This is a genomic window from Streptomyces sp. NPDC058773 (genome assembly GCF_042746015.1).
Lineage (GTDB): Bacteria > Actinomycetota > Actinomycetes > Streptomycetales > Streptomycetaceae > Streptomyces.
This window is the reverse complement of the sequence record NZ_JBHYPE010000005.1, coordinates 1-17,673: the sequence shown is the minus strand read 5'-3', so window position 1 is coordinate 17,673 and position 17,673 is coordinate 1. Positions and strand designations below refer to the sequence as shown.

Here is a 17,673-nt window from a genome sequence, read left to right as displayed (position 1 = left end):
ATCGCTCGTGGAATGGGCCACCTCATTGGGCCGTTAGCATGGGAGTCCGCGCTGAGGCAAGAGCATTGGGGAAGGTGTCATGAGTGACAACGTCGACGGTATGCCCGCCAAATTCGCCATGCTCGGGCTGACATACGACGACGTGCTGCTGCTGCCGGGCGCCTCCGAGGTGCTGCCGAACGCGGTGAGCACGGCCTCCCGGGTCTCGCGCAACGTCTCGGTGAACATCCCGCTGCTCTCCGCGGCGATGGACAAGGTCACCGAGGCGCGGATGGCCATCGCCATGGCGCGGCAGGGCGGCGCGGGCGTGCTCCACCGCAACCTGTCCATCGAGGACCAGGCCAACCAGGTCGACCTGGTCAAGCGCTCCGAGTCCGGCATGGTCACCGACCCGATCACGGTCCGTCCGGACGCCGACCTCGCCGAGGCCGACGCGCTCTGTGCCAAGTTCCGGATCAGCGGTGTCCCGGTGACCGACGCGGCGGGCAAGCTGCTGGGCATCGTGACCAACCGCGACATGGCCTTCGAGATGGACCGCAGCCGTCAGGTCCGCGAGGTCATGACGCCGATGCCGCTGGTCACCGGCAAGGTCGGCATCTCCGGCGAGGACGCCATCGAGCTGCTGCGCCGCCACAAGATCGAGAAGCTTCCGCTGGTCGACGACGCGGGCGTGCTCAAGGGCCTGATCACGGTCAAGGACTTCGTGAAGGCCGAGAAGTACCCGAACGCCGCCAAGGACGCCGAGGGCCGGCTGGTCGTCGGTGCCGCGGTGGGTGTCGGCGACGCGGCGTACGACCGGGCGCAGGCGCTGGTCGAGGCCGGTGCCGACTTCCTGGTGATCGACAGCGCGCACGGCCACAGCCGCGGCATCCTCGACATGATCGCCAAGGTCAAGTCCAACATCAGCGTCGATGTCGTCGGCGGCAACGTCGCCACCCGCGACGGCGCCCAGGCGCTGATCGACGCGGGCGCCGACGGCATCAAGGTCGGCGTCGGCCCCGGCTCCATCTGCACCACCCGCGTCGTCGCCGGTGTCGGCGTTCCGCAGGTCACCGCGATCTACGAGGCGGCGCAGGCCGCGCACGCCGCGGGTGTGCCGCTGATCGGTGACGGCGGCCTGCAGTTCTCCGGTGACATCGCCAAGGCCATCGCGGCCGGTGCGGACACCGTGATGCTGGGCTCGCTGCTGGCCGGCTGCGAGGAGTCGCCCGGCGAGATGGTCTTCATCAACGGCAAGCAGTTCAAGTCGTACCGCGGCATGGGCTCGCTGGGCGCGATGCAGTCCCGCGGCCAGGGCCGGTCCTTCTCCAAGGACCGCTACTTCCAGGACAACGTGCTCTCCGAGGACAAGCTGGTCCCCGAGGGCATCGAGGGCCAGGTGCCCTACCGCGGCCCGCTGGCCTCGGTCGCCCACCAGCTCGTCGGCGGTCTGCGCGCCTCCATGGGCTACGTCGGCTCCGCCGACATCCCCGAGCTCAAGGAGAAGGGCCGCTTCGTCCGGATCACCTCCGCGGGCCTCAAGGAGAGCCACCCGCACGACGTCCAGATGGTCACCGAGGCGCCGAACTACTCACGACGCTAGGCGCCGTTCCATTGGAGACGCCCTAGCACGGCCCTACCGTGGAGCCCGCGGCCGCACCCCGGCCGCGGGCTCCGGCGTGTCGGGGATACTGGAACCGCAGACGTAGAGGAAAGGCCACACACGTGACTGAGATCGAGATCGGACGCGGCAAGCGCGGCCGCCGGGCATATTCATTCGACGACATCGCCGTCGTACCCAGTCGCCGCACCCGCGACCCGAAGGAGGTCTCGATCGCCTGGCAGATCGACGCCTACCGCTTCGAGCTGCCCTTCCTGGCCGCTCCCATGGACTCGGTGGTCTCGCCGGAGACCGCGATCCGCATCGGTGAGCTGGGCGGCCTGGGCGTCCTCAACCTGGAGGGTCTCTGGACCCGGTACGAGGACCCGGAGCCGCTGCTCGCCGAGATCGCGGAGCTGGACGGGGCCACGGCCACCAAGCGGCTCCAGGAGATCTACGCCGCGCCGATCAAGGAAGAGCTGATCGGACAGCGCATCAAGGAGGTGCGGGACGCGGGCGTCGTCACCGCCGCCGCGCTCTCCCCGCAGCGCACGGCGCAGTTCTCCAAGGCCGTCGTGGACGCCGGCGTCGACATCTTCGTCATCCGCGGCACGACCGTCTCCGCCGAGCACGTCTCCTCCGCGGCCGAGCCGCTGAACCTCAAGCAGTTCATCTACGAGCTGGACGTCCCGGTCATCGTCGGCGGCTGCGCCACGTACACCGCGGCGCTGCACCTGATGCGGACCGGCGCGGCCGGGGTGCTGGTCGGCTTCGGCGGCGGTGCCGCGCACACCACCCGTAACGTCCTCGGCATCCAGGTCCCGATGGCGACGGCGGTCGCCGATGTCGCCGCCGCGCGCCGCGACTACATGGACGAGTCCGGCGGCCGCTACGTCCACGTCATCGCCGACGGCGCGGTGGGCTGGTCCGGCGACCTCCCCAAGGCGATCGCCTGCGGCGCCGACGCCGTGATGATGGGCTCCCCCCTCGCCCGCGCCACGGACGCGCCGGGCCGCGGCCACCACTGGGGCATGGAGGCGGTCCACGAGGACGTGCCGCGCGGCAAGCGGATGGACCTCGGGGCGGTCGGCACGACGGAGGAGGTGCTGCTCGGGCCGTCCACGACCCCCGACGGCTCGATGAACTTCTTCGGTGCGCTGCGACGGGCCATGGCGACGACCGGGTACTCCGAGCTGAAGGAATTCCAGCGGGTTGAGGTGACGGTCGCGCCTCGGCGCTGATTTGGGCTCGTAGCCCCGCTTCCCACGTTGTCCGGTGACCCCGCCGTACCTCTTCTGTTTCGCCTGGCGGCGGGAGGGGTTTGTGGGGTGGGGTGATGAAGTCAAAGACCAGTAGCTCGGCCCGCAGCACGATGCGGCCGAGCTACTGGTCTTTCACAACTCCCCCCGCCCAGCCGTCCACCGCCGCCGACGGGCGGGCACACGCGGCGTCGCAGGCGCCGACGCGCGGCTACGGACGAATCGTGCGGGCTACAAGCGGTGGGCGGCGCCCGAAGGAGTGGCGCCCCTCGTGTCGAGGAGCAGCTGTGCTTTGACGGCGAGACCCTGGAGGTCGTACGTGCGGTGCGGCTGCAGCAGGACGGTCAGGTCCGCGGCGGCTGCGGCCTCGTAGAGTGAGTCGGCGCGGGGGACGGGGCGGCCGAGGACGTGCCAGTGGGGGACGTAGGGGTCGTGGTACGTGAGGTGTGCGCCCAGCTCCGTGAGGCGGGAGGCGATCTCGTGGGACGGCGAGCCCGCCTGGTCGCCGATGTCCGGCTTGTAGGTGACGCCGAGCAGCAGGATGCGCGCGCCGCGGGCGGACTTGCCGTGCTCATTGAGGAGGGTGGCGCAGCGCTGGATGACATAGCGCGGCATGCGGTCGTTCACCTCTTGGGCCAGTTCCACCATGCGGAGCGGGTGGCCTGGTGAACGGCCTTTGGGGGAGCGGTAGTTGGGGTCGATGGGGGCGGCGTGGCCGCCGACTCCGGGGCCGGGGCGGAAGGCCTGGAAGCCGAACGGTTTGGTCTCGGCGCAGCGGATGACGTCCCACAGGTCGACGCCGATCTCATGGCAGAAGACGGCCATCTCGTTCATCAGGGCGATGTTGATGTGGCGGTAGTTGGTCTCCAGGAGCTTGGTGGTCTCGGCCTCGCGGGGACCGCGGGCGCGGACGACCTTGTCGGTGAGCCGGCCGTAGAAGGCGGCGGCCGCTTCCGTGCAGGCGGGGGTGAGGCCGGCGATGACCTTGGGGGTGTTGGCGTAGTGGTGGGTGCGGTTGCCGGGGTCGTGGCGGCCGGGGGAGCAGGCGAGGTGGAAGTCCCGTCCGGCGGTGAGGCCCGATCCCTCCTCCAGGAGGGGGCGCAGGAATTCCTCGGTGGTGCCCGGGTAGGCGATGGATTCGAGGATCACCGTGGTGTGCGGGCGCAGATGTGCCGCCAGGGTGCGGGCCGCGTCGGCGAGGGCGCTGAGGTCCAGGGCGCGGTCCGTGCCGAGGGGTGTGGGCGCGCAGAGGACGGCCGTACGGACCCGGCCGAGCGCGGTGGGGTCGGTGGTGGTGCGGAAGCCGGCCGAGAGCAGCCGGCGGAGTTCGGTGGCGGACAGCGGCCCGTCGGCGCCGGAGAGCGCGGCGGCGTCCGGGTCGGGGTCGTAGCCGATGGTGCCGATGCCGGCGGCGGTGGCGGCCTGGGCGAGTGGGAGGCCGAGGTGACCGAGTCCGATGACGGCGAGGTCTGCGGGCATGCTGCGGCCGTCCTTCCCGAGCGACTGCGAATGGCGTGTGCGGCATGACGTGTGCGGTGGGCGCATAAATACACTAAGCGGATATTTGACCCAGAATAGGGATTGGTGGATCAAGGCGGCGGGGTGTTGCCGTCACGAGCGGAGGGTGGATACCGGCACGCGGCGTGGACAGAATCGACGGACGGGGGGTGTGGCCCCGATCACAGCGGGAGGCAGCGGTGAAGACAGCGATACTGGGACCGGCGCAGCGGGCCGAGGCGCTCGCCCGAATGGCGGAGCGGGAGCTGGACATTCTCGTGGTCGGCGGCGGAGTCGTCGGCGCGGGGACGGCACTGGACGCGGCGACCCGCGGGCTGGCCACCGGGCTGGTCGAGGCGCGGGACTGGGCCTCGGGCACGTCCAGCCGGTCGAGCAAGCTGATCCACGGCGGTCTGCGGTATCTGGAAATGCTGGACTTCGCGCTGGTCAGAGAGGCGTTGAAGGAGCGCGGGCTGCTGCTGGAGCGGCTCGCGCCGCATCTGGTCAAGCCGGTGCCGTTCCTGTATCCGCTCCAGCGCAAGGGCTGGGAGCGCTGGTACGCGGGCTCCGGAGTGGCGCTGTACGACGCGATGTCGGTCTCTTCGGGGCACGGCCGCGGACTGCCCGTGCACCGGCATCTCTCGCAGAAGCGGGCGCTGCGGGTGGCGCCCTGTCTGAAGCGGGACGCGCTGGTCGGGGCGTTGCAGTACTACGACGCGCAGATGGATGACGCGCGCTATGTCGCGACGATGGTGCGCACCGCCGCCGCTTACGGGGCGCAGGTCGCCAACCGGGCCCGGGTGGTGGGCTTTCTGCGCGAGGGCGAGCGGGTGGTCGGCGTGCGGGTGGAGGACGTCGAGGGGGGCGGCGACTACGAGATCCGGGCGCAGCAGATCGTCAACGCCACCGGGGTGTGGACGGATGACACCCAGGCGCTGATCGGGGAGCGCGGGCAGTTCCACGTCCGGGCGTCGAAGGGAATCCATCTGGTCGTCCCGAAGGACCGGATCCATTCGACGACCGGACTGATTCTGCGGACGGAGAAGAGCGTCCTGTTCGTCATCCCCTGGGGGCGGCACTGGATCGTCGGGACGACGGATACCGACTGGGATCTGGACAAGGCGCATCCGGCGGCCTCCAGCGCGGACATCGACTATCTGCTGGAGCATGTGAACGAGGTCCTCGCTACTCCGCTGACCAGGGACGACGTCGAGGGCGTGTATGCGGGGCTGCGGCCGCTGCTGGCCGGGGAGTCGGACGCCACCAGCAAGCTGTCGCGGGAGCACACCGTCGCACATCCGCTGCCGGGGCTGGTCGTGGTGGCGGGCGGCAAATACACCACGTACCGGGTGATGGCGAAGGACGCGGTGGACGAGGCGGTGCACGGGCTCGACCAGAGGGTCGCGGACTGTGTGACCGAGGACGTCCCGCTGGTCGGGGCGGAGGGCTACAAGGCGCTGTGGAACGCGCGCGCCCGGACCGCGGCGCGCACCGGACTGCATGTGGCCCGTATAGAGCATCTGTTGAACCGCTACGGCTCGCTGACCGAGGAGCTGCTGGAGCTGGTGGTGGCCGATCCGTCGCTGGGTGAACCGCTGGCGCACGCGGACGACTATCTGCGGGCCGAGGCGGTCTACGCCTGCACCCACGAGGGCGCCCGGCACCTCGATGACGTGCTGACCCGGCGCACCCGGATCTCCATCGAGACCTTCGACCGGGGCACCCGCAGCGCCCGCGAGGTGGCCGAACTGATCGCGCCCGCGCTGGGCTGGGACGACGACCAGGTCGAGAAGGAGATCGCGCACTACCGCAAGCGGGTCGAGGCGGAGCGTGAATCCCAGCGGCAGCCGGACGATCTGACGGCGGACGCGGCGCGGCTGGGAGCGCCGGACATCGTGCCGCTCTAGGACGTGTCCGCGAAGCCCCGTCCAGGCGTCCCCGCTAGCTGTCCCCGGTGTGCCGCGCCGGCCCGGTGTCCGTACGCCGGGGCGGCCGGGGGCCGTCCTGGTGCGGGGCGCAGAACTCCGCTGTCAGGACCGCCTTGTCGGGGGCCGGGGCGGGCACCGCGTCGGTGTTGACGCGGTAGCTGAGGACGTGGCGGCCGCCGGCGGTGGCGGCGGTGCGGACGTAGGAGCCGTTGATGTGGCCGCTGTGGCCCCAGACCGTGACGCCGCAGGGCAGTTCGGTCGTGTGCAGGCCGAGGCCGTGGCCGCCGGTGGGCCGGGCGTCGCGCAGCTCCGCCATCTGGCGGGGGGCCAGGAACCGTCCTCCGAGGAGCGCGGAGAAGAAGCGGTTGAGATCGCCCAGGGTGGTGACCATCTCGCCGGCCGGGCCCGCCCGGCTGGGGTCCAGGGAGGTGGCGTCCACCCGCCGGTCGCCGACGCGGGTGTACGCGCGGCCGTGCGGGTCCGGCAGGACCGGGTCGGTGCCGGGGAACGAGGTGTGGCCGAGCCGGGCGGGGACGAGGAGACGGCGGCGGATCTCCGTGGCGTACGGGTGTCCGGTGACGGCCTCGATCACCAGGCCCAGGACGAGGTAGTTGGTGTTGGAGTAGGAGTACCGGGTGCCCGGGGCGGCCACCGGGGGATGGCCGAGGGCGGTCCGCAGCAGCTCGGCGGGGGTGTGGTGGTCGTAGCGGTGGGCGCCGAAGCCGTTGCCGAAGAGCTGGTACGCGAGCCGGGGGTCGTCGGTGTAGTTGAACAAGCCGGTGGTGTGCTCCAGCAGCTGGCGGATCGTCACTCTGCGCAGGTCGCTGCGGCCGCCGTCCCCGGTGGCCGGCACGCCCCGGGGGAGGTGCCGGGCGGCGCTGTCGTGCAGGGTCAGCCGGTGCTCGGCGGCCAGTTGCAGGACGACCGTGGCGACCAGGGTCTTGGTGAGGCTGCCGGCCCGGAAGTGGTCCCCGCGCCGGATGGTGCGGCCGCTGCGCAGGTCCGCCACCCCGGCCGTGGTGAAAGCGGCGGCGGACCGGGGGCGGGTGACGAGGGCGGCCGCGCCCGGGGCCCCGTCGGCCACCAGGCGGTGCAGTGCGGCGGACGTCCGTACGGGAGGCCGTCCGGGCGGCTGGGTGGCGGGGGCGAAGCGGAGCAGCCCGGAACAGGCCGTCAGGGACACGGCGGCCAGGGCGGCGAGGGCGGCCGGGCCGGTCAGGGCGCGGCTGCGGACCGCGGCGGCCCGGCGGCCGGACGGGCGCGGCGCCGGGCGGAGGGCGCGGGCCCCGTCCGGGCGGCGCGGATGCTTCGTCATGGGGACTCCCCTTCGTCGGGGCCATCATGACGGGATTACGGTGTCGTCCAGCTCCTACCCGGGCCTTCCGCACGGCCGCGGATGAGAGAGAATGAAGGCTCTGCCAGGGTGGGTTGTCCGAGTTGGGCCAGTTTGGTGATCGATGGGACGTCGAAGCTGCCAACTCGGCTGGATTGCAGAGGGGATTCAGTGGGCGACGAGGTCGAGATGGACGGCAAGGAGGGCAGGCTGCTCGCCGGCCGGTACCGGCTCGCCGATGTTCTCGGCCGGGGCGGCATGGGCACTGTCTGGCGGGCACGCGACGAGGTCCTGGGCCGTACGGTCGCAGTCAAGGAACTGCGCTTCCCGGGCGGGGTCGAGGAGGACGAGAAGCGGCGGCTGATCACCCGCACGCTGCGCGAGGCCAAGGCGATCGCCCGGATCCGGAACAACGGCGCGGTGACGGTCTATGACGTGGTCGACGAGGACGACCGCCCGTGGATCGTGATGGAGCTGGTCGAGGGCCGCTCGCTCGCCGAGGTCATCCGTGACGACGGCGCGCTCAGCCCGCGGCGGGCCGGTGAGGTCGGCCTGGCGGTGCTCGACGTGCTGCGCGCCGCCCACGCCGAGGGCATCCTGCACCGCGATGTGAAGCCGTCCAACGTCCTGATGTCCGACGACGGCCGGGTCGTGCTGACCGACTTCGGTATCGCCCAGGTCGAGGGCGACCCCTCCGTGACCTCGACCGGCATGCTCGTCGGCGCCCCCTCCTACATCTCCCCCGAGCGCGCCCGCGGCCAGAAGCCGGGCCCGCCGGCCGACATGTGGTCGCTGGGCGGCCTGCTGTACGCCTGTGTCGAGGGCGTGCCGCCGTACGACAAGGGCTCGGCGATCGCCACCCTGACGGCCGTGATGACCGAGCCGGTCGAGCCGCCGAAGAGCGCCGGTGCGCTGGAAGAGGTCATCTACGGCCTGCTGGTGAAGGACCCGGACGCCCGGCTGGACGACGCCGGTGCGCGGGCGCTGCTGCTGGACGTGGTGCACGCCCCCGAGCCGCAGAAGCCCGAGCCCCCGCTGGACGAGACCCGGGCGATGGTGCTGCCGACGGCTCCCAAGGAGCGGTCGAAGGCGAAGCCCGAGAGCACGCCGAAGCCCAAGCCCGCCGCGAAGTCGCGGCCGGTGCGCAAGCCGAAGCCGGCCGCCGCCCCGGTGGCGGAGCCGGCGGCCGGTGACGCGCAGACGTCCGTGACGGCGGGCAAGAGCAAGGCCGGTGCCGCGAAGGCCGGTGCCGGTGCCGCTGCCGCCGGGGCCGCCGCGACGAGCGCCCCGGAGCGGACCGGGCGCCCGCGGCCGGAGGCCACCCCGGCCGCCGGTGCAGCGGCCGGCCCGGACCGTACGGACTCCGGCGCGGCCCGTCCGACGCTCACCCGCCCCGGGTTCGACAGCGAGGCCGCCAAGGAGCGGCTGCGCGGCGCCCTGCGGACGGTGCGTGCGGCCGCCGCCGCGGCGAAGACCCGTACGGACTCCAGACCCGACGACGGCAACCGTCCGGCGACGCGTGCCTCGGTGACCGATGTCGTCCCGCGCCGGACGCTGGTCCTCGTGGCCGTGGTCGTCGTCCTGGCCGTGCTGGGCACGGTCCTGGCCGTCGCGCTGAGCGGTGACGAGACCGCGAACAACGGCGGCAAGCCGGCCGGCAAGCCGGACAAGGCGTCGTCCGCGGCGAAGGCGAAGCCCTCCACGGAATCGGCCGACGACGGCGAGGACGCGGCGCAGGACGGCGCCGCGTCGCCGGCCCCGGTGGAGTCGCCGGGCGGGGTCTCCCCGGCCGAGGAGAAGGGCGACGCCGGCGGCGGGGGCGGCAAGGGGGGCAAGGCGGTGCCGGAGGGCTTCGCCAAGGTCTCCAACGGCCGGTTCCACTTCGGTATGGCGATGCCCAAGGGCTTCAGGCAGACCGGCACCGCGGGCGAGGGCTCCGGCGTCATCTACAGCGCCTCCGGCGGCTTCCCCCGCGTCCAGGTGGACTACAACGCCAAGCCCGGCGACGACGCGGCGGCTTCCTGGCGCAGCCTGGAGCCGGCGGTGCGCGGCTCCAGCGAGGACTACCACCTCATCGGCATCAAGTCGGTGAAGTGGCGCGGCTATCCGACGGTCGCCGACTGGTCCTTCACCCGGCGGCAGAGCGGCCAGCAGGTCCGGGTCCTCGACCGCGGCTTCCGGGCCGATGACCAGCACGGCTACGCCATCATGATCACGTGCAAGAAGAGTGCCTGGCCGGACAAGAAGTGCCAGGACGTGGTGAAGACCGCGTTCAGGACCTTCGCCATCAAGGACTGAGTGCGGGGCCGGGGCCCGGGCCGGGCGATGGGCGGACAGAGTGCGCGTCGTTGGCCGGACCGGCCCGCACGCTCCCGTGCGGGCACGTATCGTGAGACCGCTCAGACCGTACGCATCCGCAATCGGCGGGAATACGACCGGAAGTGACCAAAGGCGCCTGCGCCGATGGCGTCCGGCGCGACGGTAGACACAGCGCGCGCTGCGGGGAGGCGTCGTGGACGAGTACGCGGGAAGGGTGCTCGCCGAGCGATACCGCCTGCCGTTGCGGCCCCTCGGCGACGACGACTTCACCGAGTCCCGGGCGTTCGACACGTTCAGCGGACAGCAGGTCCTGGTCCGCCAGGTGCCGCTGCCGGAGGTCGTCGACGCGGAGGTCGTGGGGGCGGAGCCGGCCGGGCCCGCCGAACGGGGTACCGGCGGCGGCCGTTACGGTGCCGCACGGGCGGCCGGCGGGCCGGGGGCGGCCGACCGCAGCCCCCGCGACCCCGCCGTACGCCGCGCGCTGGACGCCGCGACGACCGCGGCCCAGCTGGCCGACCACCCCCGGCTGGAGCAGGTCTTCGACGTCTTCGCGCAGGACGGCAGCCTGTGGATCGTCGCCGAACTCCTCGTCGCCCGGCCGCTGTCCGCGCTGCTCGCCGAGCGGCCGCTGTCCCCGCACCGCGCCGCGGAGATCGCCGCGGATCTGCTCACCGTGCTGCGGGTGCTGCACGCGGGGGGCCTGCTGCACCGCAACATCACCGCCCGTACGGTCCTGATCTGCGACGACGGCCGGGCCATGCTGACCGGGCTGGCGGCGGGCGCGGCCCAGGAGGCGCTCTGCGGAGTGGAGCCGCCCGTCATCGGGGCCGGAGAGCCGCCGGACGGTTCCGCGCCGGACGCACCGGCCGCCAAGACCTCGCTGACCAAGCCCGCGACGCCGGACGACACCACCGCGCCCGCGGACGACACCACCGCGCCCGCGGATGCCGCGACGGCTCCCGCGTACGGCCGGCCCAGCGCCGGGCTCGCCGCCGAGCGGGCCCGGCAGGCGCGGCTGACCGTCATCGGCCCGGTCACCGAGCGCTGGGCGCCGGAGCAGGCCGGACCGGTGCACGAGAACTGGCAGCTGGCGCCGCCGGTCGGCCCGGCCACCGACCTGTGGGCGGTCGGCGCGCTGCTCTACCGGAGTGTGCAGGGACAGCCGCCGTTTCCCGAGGACAGCGCCGTCGAGCTGGCGCAGCTGGTCTGTTCGCAGCCGCCCGCGGTCGCCGAGGAGTGCGGGGCGCTGCGGCCGGTCGTCGAGTCGCTGCTCCGTGCGGACCCGGCCGACCGCCCGGATGCCGAGGAGCTGAACGGCTGGCTGCGCTCGCTGATCCGTACGGCTCCGGAGCCGGAGGTGGGCAGCCGGCTGGTGACGATGCCGGCGGAGGGGGGCGATCCGCGGCGGCTGCCGATCGTGCGGCGGCGCGGCGAACTCGTCCGCAAGGGGCGGCACAAGAAGCCCCGGCCGACGCGCCGCACCCGGCCGCAGCCGGCCCCGGCCGCCGTGGGCGCCGCCGCGCAGGCCCCGCCCGCCCCACCCGTTCCCCGTGCCCCGGCCCCGGAGCGGACCGTCCCCGAACAGCCGGCCCCCGAACAGCCCGTCCCGCTCGTCTCGACCACCCGCCCGCCCCGCCCCCCGAAGCAGCCGAAGCCGCTGCGCCAGTCCAGACCGGCGCGCCCGGCCCGGCCCGGCAAGACGGCCCCGCCGCCCGGCGGGAGCGGGCCCGCGGACCGGGACCCGTACGACCAGCAGGCGCAGGTTCCGGCCGGTCCGTCCGCCGCGTCCCGCCCGGCGCGTGCGCCGCGGTACCTCGGCCGGCTGCTGCTCACCGCCGTCCTGCTGCTGCTCGTCGGCGCGGTCGTCTACGTACTGGCGTTCCTGCCGGGGTCCGGTCCGGATTCCAAGGCGGGCCGCGGTGCGGACCGTACGGGCAGCTCGGGTGCGGAGGCCGGTGCGAGCCCCGCGCCGTCCGGGGACCAGGAGGGCGACCGCGCCTCGGCCGGCCCGGGCGCACCGCAGACCACCACGCCCGCCGGGGTCGCCAAGGGCTTCGAGGTGCGCAGCGACCCGGAGGGCTTCCAGGTCGCGGTCCGCAAGGGCTGGCAGCGGCGCGGTGCGAACGACCGCGGCCAGGTGCGGTACGTCGGCGGGGACTACGAGCTGGTGGTGGTGCCCGGCCGGGACACCACGGCGCGCTTCGGCACCGACCCGATGGCGTACCTCCAGAACAAGGAGGCCGAGCTGGCGCCCTACCGTTCGTCCGGCTGGGCCTCGGCCTCCGGCCTCCAGCGGATCGACGTCGGGAAGACGGCGATGGCCGAGGGCACCTTCTCCTGGCGGGACAGCAGCGGCCGCGAGGTGTACGTACGGAACCTCGCGATGATCCACAAGGGCCGCTACCACCTGGTCCTCGTCATCGGCCCGGACCGCGGCCGGCACGAGGTGGACCAGCTCTACGCGCAGGCGACGAGCGCCTACCAGCCGGGCTGAGACGGCGGCCGCCGGTCCCGCGGGGAGTCAGCCCGCCGCCCCGCCGGCCCCGAACCGCTCCCGTAGCTCCTGTTTGAGGACCTTGCGCAGCGTCGCCCCACGGGGCAGCGCGGGCAGCACCTCCAGCTGTTCGGGGACCTTGTGCCGGGCCAGGCCGTGCGCGAGGAGGTGTGCGGAGACGGCGGCGAGGGTCAGCTCCCGGGCGTGCGGGGGCTGTTCGACGACCGCGCAGACGCGTTCGCCGCGGGCCGGGTCCGGCAGGCCGATGACGGCGGCGTCGGCGATGTCCGGGTGGCGGTGGAGGAGCGCCTCGACCTCCTGGGCGGAGATGTTCTCGCCCTTGCGGATGATGATGTCCTTGAGGCGGCCGGTGACGACGAGGTGCCCGGTGGCGGTGAGGTGGCCGAGGTCGCCGGTGCGGAGGAAGCCGTCGGCGTCGAACGGGGCGGGCTCGCCGAGGTAGCCGCGGCAGACGCACGGGCCGCGCAGCAGGATCTCGCCGCTGCCGGGGGCGATCCGGATCTCCATGCCCGCCGGGGGCCGGCCGTCGGTGCCGGCCAGGTGCTCGGGGCTGTCGTCCGGGTCGCCCATGGTGACCATGGGGGCCTCCGTCAGGGCGTAGCCGTGGGCGAGTTGGCAGCCGAGTCCGGCGACGACCTCGTGGTACAGCGCGGGAGGTCTGGGCGCGCCGCCGCCGGCCAGCAGCCGCAGCGACGGCAGCAGCCGGCGGCCGGGCGGCAGGGCGCGCGCCTCGGCGAGGAAGAGGGCGTAGAAGGCGGTGGAGCCGCCGGCGACGGTGACGCCGTGCCGGCGGTAGGGGGAGAGCGCGGCGGGCAGCGCGAAGTGTTCCAGGAGGACGGCGGGGATGCCGTGCTCCAGCAGCATGACGGTGTAGTCGGGCCCGGCGACATGGGCGTACGGGAAGGCCATCGAGCCGATGTCCGACGGGCCGAGGCGCAGTGCGGTGCCCAGCCAGCGGCCGGCCGTCCGCAGACTGCGGTCGGTGTGCAGCACGCCTCTGGGGGCCGCGGTCGTCCCGGAGGTCCAGTAGATCCAGCGGACCGCGTCGGCGTCGGCCGGGGGCGGCGGCAGCACGGCAGGGTCGGCGTCGGGCAGGGTGTCGTAGGCCTCGATGACGGTGGGCGGACCGGGCAGACCGGCGGTCAGCCGCTCCGCCGTCGCGCGGTGGCCGAAGCCGCCCCGGACGCCGGGGACCGCGAAGAACTCCGCGCGGGTGCGGCGCAGCACCTGGCCGGTCTCGTGGGCGCGGTAGAGCGGCACGACCGGGCTCTGGACGGCACCGATCCGGGCCAGCGCCAGGCTGAACAGCACGGTCTCGATCCGGGTCGGCAGCTGCCAGACCACCCGGCTGCCGGGCCGGACACCGCGCTCGTACAGCCCGGCCGCGACCCGTTCCGCCTGCCGGTGCAGTCCGCCGAAGGTGATCCGCCGTTCCTGCCCAGCGGACTCGGCCCCCTGCACGAGGGCGAGCGCCTCGGGCGTACGGGCGGCGCGCCAGGCGACCAGGTCCCAGAGGGTGGTGCCGGTCATCTGCCCTCCCGTGACTGACGGAGCGTCAGTTCGCCTGCCGAGAGTAGAGGCCGGCGACCTTGTCGGTCCAGAGGGGCGCGGCTAGCCTGTTTCTGACGGGCTATCAGATGTGGCTGAGGGGGCGGGACATGGCGGACCCGGACGAGGGCCTCGACGGCCGGGCGGCACACCCTCCGGGGCGCGGTCCGGCGCTCCCCGGCCCCCTCCCCGCCGGATAGCCGCCATGGACCTCGGCTGCACACCGGAGGAGGAGGACTTCCGGGCCCGGCTGCGCCGGTGGCTCGGCGAGGTGCTGCCACGGCTCCCCGTGCCGCCCGCCGCGACCGACTGGCCCGGCCGCCGGGCGTACGACACGGCCTGGCAGCGGATGCTGTACGACGCCGGATACGCCGGCCTGCACTGGCCGCGGGACGCCGGCGGGCAGGGGGCCACCCCCGCCCAGCACCTGATCTTCCTGGAGGAGACCGAGCGCGCCGGGGCCCCCTACGTCGGCGCGAACTTCGTCGGGCTGCTGCACGCGGGCCCCACCCTCGCCGCCGAGGGCACCGCCGAACAGCGAGCCCGCTGGCTGCCGCCGATCCTGCGCGGCGAGGAGATCTGGTGCCAGGGATTCAGCGAACCGGATGCCGGCTCCGACCTCGCCGCGCTGCGCACCCGGGCGGTCCGCGACGGGGACACCTACGTCGTCAACGGCGCCAAGATCTGGACCTCGCACGCCGAGGTCGCCGACTGGTGCGAACTCCTCGTCCGCACCGACCCGGACGCGCCCCGGCACCGCGGCATCAGCTGGCTGGCGATGCCCATGGACGCGCCGGGGGTGACGGTCCGGCCGCTGCGCACCCTGGCCGGTTCGGCGGAGTTCGCCGAGGTGTTCCTCGACGACGTGCGGGTCCCGGTCGCCAACCGGGTCGGGGCGGAGAACGACGGCTGGCGGGTGACGATGGTGACGCTGTCGTTCGAGCGCGGCACCGCCTTCGTCGGCGAGGTGGTGGCCTGCCGCCGGGTGCTCGGCGAACTGGCCCGCGCCGCCCGCGCCAACGGCCGCTGGGACGACGCCGTGCTGCGCCGCAGACTGGGCAGGCTGAGCGCGGAGTTCACGGCGCTGTGGCGGCTGACCCAGTGGAATGTGAGCGAGGCGATGCGGGGGCCGGCACGCGGCGGGCGGCCGGGCGGCGGTGTCCCGGGGACCGGCGGCTCGGTCTTCAAGCTGCGCTATTCGCACGCCCGCCAGGAGCTGTACGACACCGCGGCCGAGGTGCTGGGCGCCGGGGCGCTGGACGCGGACCACACCTGGGTCGCGGACCGGCTGTCGTCCCTCTCGTACACCATCGCGGCCGGCACCTCGCAGATCCAGCAGAACATCGTCGCCGAGCGGATTCTCGGCCTGCCGAAGGGGCGGTGAACGGCGGTGGACTTCCAACTCTCCGAGGAGCAGCGGGCGTTGCAGGGCGGGACGCGGGAGCTGCTGGCCGGGCGGTTCGGCCGGGAGCGGCTGCGGGCGGCCGTCGGGGACCCCGCGCCGGACCGTGCGCTGTGGCGCGAGCTGGGCGCGGCCGGGTTCTTCGCGCTGCGGCTGCCGGAGGCGGACGGCGGGGTGGGGCTGGGGCTGCCGGAGGCGGTGCTGGTCCTGGAGGAGGCCGGGCGGGCGCTGCTGCCGGGGCCGCTGGTGGCGTGCCAGCTGCTGGCCGGGGTGGTGGACGGTGTCGCGTCCGGCGAACGGATCGTCGGGCTGTGCGAGGCGGCGCGGGAGCCGGTGCTGTGGGAACACCCGGCCGGCTGCGATGAGTTGATCTTGCTGGAGGGCGACGGCGACGCGACCGGGGACGGGGCCGAGGGCGCGCGGGGGCGCACGGCCGGTGCGTGCCGAAGCACACCGGACCGGGTGGCCTGCGCCCCCTTTGCTTCCGTCGATCCCCTCACCCCGCTCGCCCGCGTCCTGGACCTGCCGCGCACCGACCCCGTCGCCGTGGACGTCGCCCGGCTCCGGCGTGAGGCCGCGCTGCTCACCGCGGCCCAGCAGCTCGGCAGCGCCGTCCGCACGGTGGAGACGGCGGTGGGTCACGCCCGCGAGCGCGAGCAGTTCGGCGCTCCCATCGGCTCCTTCCAGGCGGTCAAACAGCTCTGCGCGCAAATGCTGGTACGGGCGGAAATGGCCCGGAGTGCGGTCTATGCGGCGTCGGTCACGGAGCGTGCTCTCGACATCGCGGGCGCGAAGTTGCTCGCCGACGAGGCCGCGGTGCGCAACGCACGGGACTGTCTGCAGGTCCACGGCGGAATGGGCTTCACATGGGAGGCCGACGTCCATCTGCACCTCAAGCGGGCCTGGCTGCACGCCGAACGCTGGGGCACGGCGGGCGAGGCGGAGGAACTGCTGGCCGCGGGCCTGCTCGACTGACGGTCCGGGCGCGCGGGCCGGTGCGGAGGTGAGCGGTGACCGGTGATGTCAGACTCAGGCAGCCCGTGTACGGAATGTCGGCCTCACTACGCAGAAGCGGTCACGGAGTGTCGATATCGGGTTGTGTCCTAGGCGTGACTCGTCACAGGCGGGAGTCGGCGTTCCGCTCGGGTACTCTCCGTTGGGTGCGAGTGGTTCCGATGCGCAACGAACCCGGTGCCGTCGGAAGGACGGCTCCGGGGTACGGACTGCGCGCCGCTCGCCCAAGGCCGGGGCCCGGTCGCCCCCCTTGTTCGACTCCCCGAAAAGTGCGTCGCACAGTATGCGGGACGCATACTCCCTTGCGCTGGAATATGCCCGAAGCGCTTGTTGGGGTGACTCAACGTCAACCATGCTGTGCTTCGCCGGGGTCACGCACCGTGACCTCGTGGAGGCGCGAGGCGATGTTTCCGCCGGTTCGGATGGTGTGAGCGGTGCAGGTGCTTCAGGTGCAGTTGGACGTACGGCCCGATCCCGCGGAGGTGGGGCGGGCCCGGCGGTGGGCCCGGTCGCGGCTCGTGGGCTCGGGTATAGGGGCCGATGAGCCTTTGGCGGAGACATTGATCCTGCTGATCTCCGAGCTCGTCACCAACGCCGTGGTGCACACCGGCGCGGCGGCCGAGCTGCGGATGTGTTTCTCCGGCTCGGGTGCCGTGGTGGGGACGGTCCGGGTCGAAGTGGTGGACGCCAGTGGCCGCCCGCCGCGCCAGCGGCACGCCGACGGCGACGACACCAACGGCCGCGGCCTGGAGCTGGTCGACGGTCTGGCCGACCGCTGGGGCTGGCAGCCGGAGGGCGCCGGCAAGCGGATCTGGTGCGAAGTGGACCGCAGCCGGCCCCTTCTCATGGCGGCGGGGGCCGATCTGGGGACGTATGAGCACCCGCGCGCGGCATCACGCACCGTGACACATCAGGCGTAGTCGAGCCGATGGGTATTCACCGTCGCTCCTCGCCGGATACGGCAAATCGGGTGTAACGGATTTAGTCCAGACCAGGCGTTGACGTAGTGTGCCCAGTTGATCACTCTTGGGTGAGGCGATTCGCCGCGAGGGGACGCCGAGGTCGCGGGGGACCGGAAAGCCGGTCCGGGCCTTGGTGAGCGCGGGTCGTTGCCCGGCCGGTGGCCCCGGTGGGGAGCCGGGAAGGGTGGCGGTCCGCGGTGCCGTGCTCGGGGCGCGCATGAGCGCACCGCCACCTGGCCGGCCGGGCGCCGTCGGGGGGGCCGGCCGGGGGGGCCCGCCCCCCGCCCCGCCCCCCCCAAAGACCCCCCCCCCACCCC

The 17,673-nt window shown here is 73.5% G+C and carries 11 protein-coding genes; 8 read left to right on the top strand and 3 right to left on the bottom strand.

Features of this window, described 5'->3' with window-relative positions:
* Positions 1–79: 79 nt before the first annotated feature.
* Positions 80–1,582 carry an IMP dehydrogenase gene (guaB, locus tag ACFW5B_RS06150; RefSeq protein WP_386434006.1) on the top strand — a complete coding sequence of 501 codons (1,503 nt, stop codon included), beginning with the start codon at positions 80–82 and terminating at the stop codon, positions 1,580–1,582.
* Between the two features lie 122 nt (positions 1,583–1,704).
* Positions 1,705–2,820 (top strand): GuaB3 family IMP dehydrogenase-related protein, encoded by a 1,116-nt coding sequence (locus ACFW5B_RS06145; protein WP_386434002.1) that lies wholly within the window; start codon positions 1,705–1,707, stop codon positions 2,818–2,820.
* Positions 2,821–3,069: 249 nt separating this feature from the next.
* Here ACFW5B_RS06145 and ACFW5B_RS06140 read toward each other — a convergent pair whose 3' ends face one another.
* Positions 3,070–4,317: a nucleotide sugar dehydrogenase gene (locus tag ACFW5B_RS06140; protein WP_386434000.1), complete on the bottom strand. Its 1,248-nt coding sequence runs from the start codon at positions 4,315–4,317 to the stop codon at positions 3,070–3,072.
* 218 nt (positions 4,318–4,535) lie between these two features.
* Here ACFW5B_RS06140 and ACFW5B_RS06135 point away from each other — a divergent pair, with 218 nt between their 5' ends.
* A complete protein-coding gene (locus tag ACFW5B_RS06135; protein ID WP_386433995.1) occupies positions 4,536–6,242 on the top strand; it encodes a glycerol-3-phosphate dehydrogenase/oxidase in 1,707 nt (568 codons plus the stop codon).
* A gap of 34 nt (positions 6,243–6,276) precedes the next feature.
* Here the strand turns inward: ACFW5B_RS06135 and ACFW5B_RS06130 are convergent, their stop codons facing one another.
* The gene (locus ACFW5B_RS06130) at positions 6,277–7,578 is read right to left on the bottom strand and encodes a serine hydrolase domain-containing protein (protein WP_386433992.1); all 1,302 of its coding nucleotides are present in this window, start codon (positions 7,576–7,578) and stop codon (positions 6,277–6,279) included.
* A gap of 189 nt (positions 7,579–7,767) precedes the next feature.
* Between ACFW5B_RS06130 and ACFW5B_RS06125 the strand changes: the two genes are divergently transcribed.
* Together ACFW5B_RS06125 and ACFW5B_RS06120 are read left to right on the top strand one after the other, a co-directional pair.
* Positions 7,768–9,894 carry a serine/threonine-protein kinase gene (locus ACFW5B_RS06125; RefSeq protein ID WP_386433989.1) on the top strand — a complete coding sequence of 709 codons (2,127 nt, stop codon included), beginning with the start codon at positions 7,768–7,770 and terminating at the stop codon, positions 9,892–9,894.
* A gap of 214 nt (positions 9,895–10,108) precedes the next feature.
* Positions 10,109–12,409, top strand: coding sequence for a protein kinase (locus ACFW5B_RS06120; RefSeq protein ID WP_386433986.1), 2,301 nt, complete (start codon positions 10,109–10,111; stop codon positions 12,407–12,409).
* A 27-nt stretch (positions 12,410–12,436) separates the two neighbouring features.
* Here the strand turns inward: ACFW5B_RS06120 and ACFW5B_RS06115 are convergent, their stop codons facing one another.
* Complete coding sequence (locus tag ACFW5B_RS06115; protein ID WP_386433982.1) at positions 12,437–13,960, bottom strand: class I adenylate-forming enzyme family protein; 1,524 nt, start codon at positions 13,958–13,960, stop codon at positions 12,437–12,439.
* A 223-nt stretch (positions 13,961–14,183) separates the two neighbouring features.
* Between ACFW5B_RS06115 and ACFW5B_RS06110 the strand changes: the two genes are divergently transcribed.
* From ACFW5B_RS06110 to ACFW5B_RS06100, 3 genes are all read left to right on the top strand, one after another.
* A complete protein-coding gene (locus ACFW5B_RS06110; protein WP_386433979.1) occupies positions 14,184–15,362 on the top strand; it encodes an acyl-CoA dehydrogenase family protein in 1,179 nt (392 codons plus the stop codon).
* 6 nt (positions 15,363–15,368) lie between these two features.
* A complete protein-coding gene (locus tag ACFW5B_RS06105) occupies positions 15,369–16,355 on the top strand; it encodes an acyl-CoA dehydrogenase family protein (RefSeq protein WP_386433976.1) in 987 nt (328 codons plus the stop codon).
* 473 nt (positions 16,356–16,828) lie between these two features.
* Entirely contained in the window at positions 16,829–17,314 is a 486-nt protein-coding gene (locus ACFW5B_RS06100; RefSeq protein WP_386433973.1) for an ATP-binding protein, read from the top strand.
* The last annotated feature ends 359 nt before the right edge of the window (positions 17,315–17,673 follow it).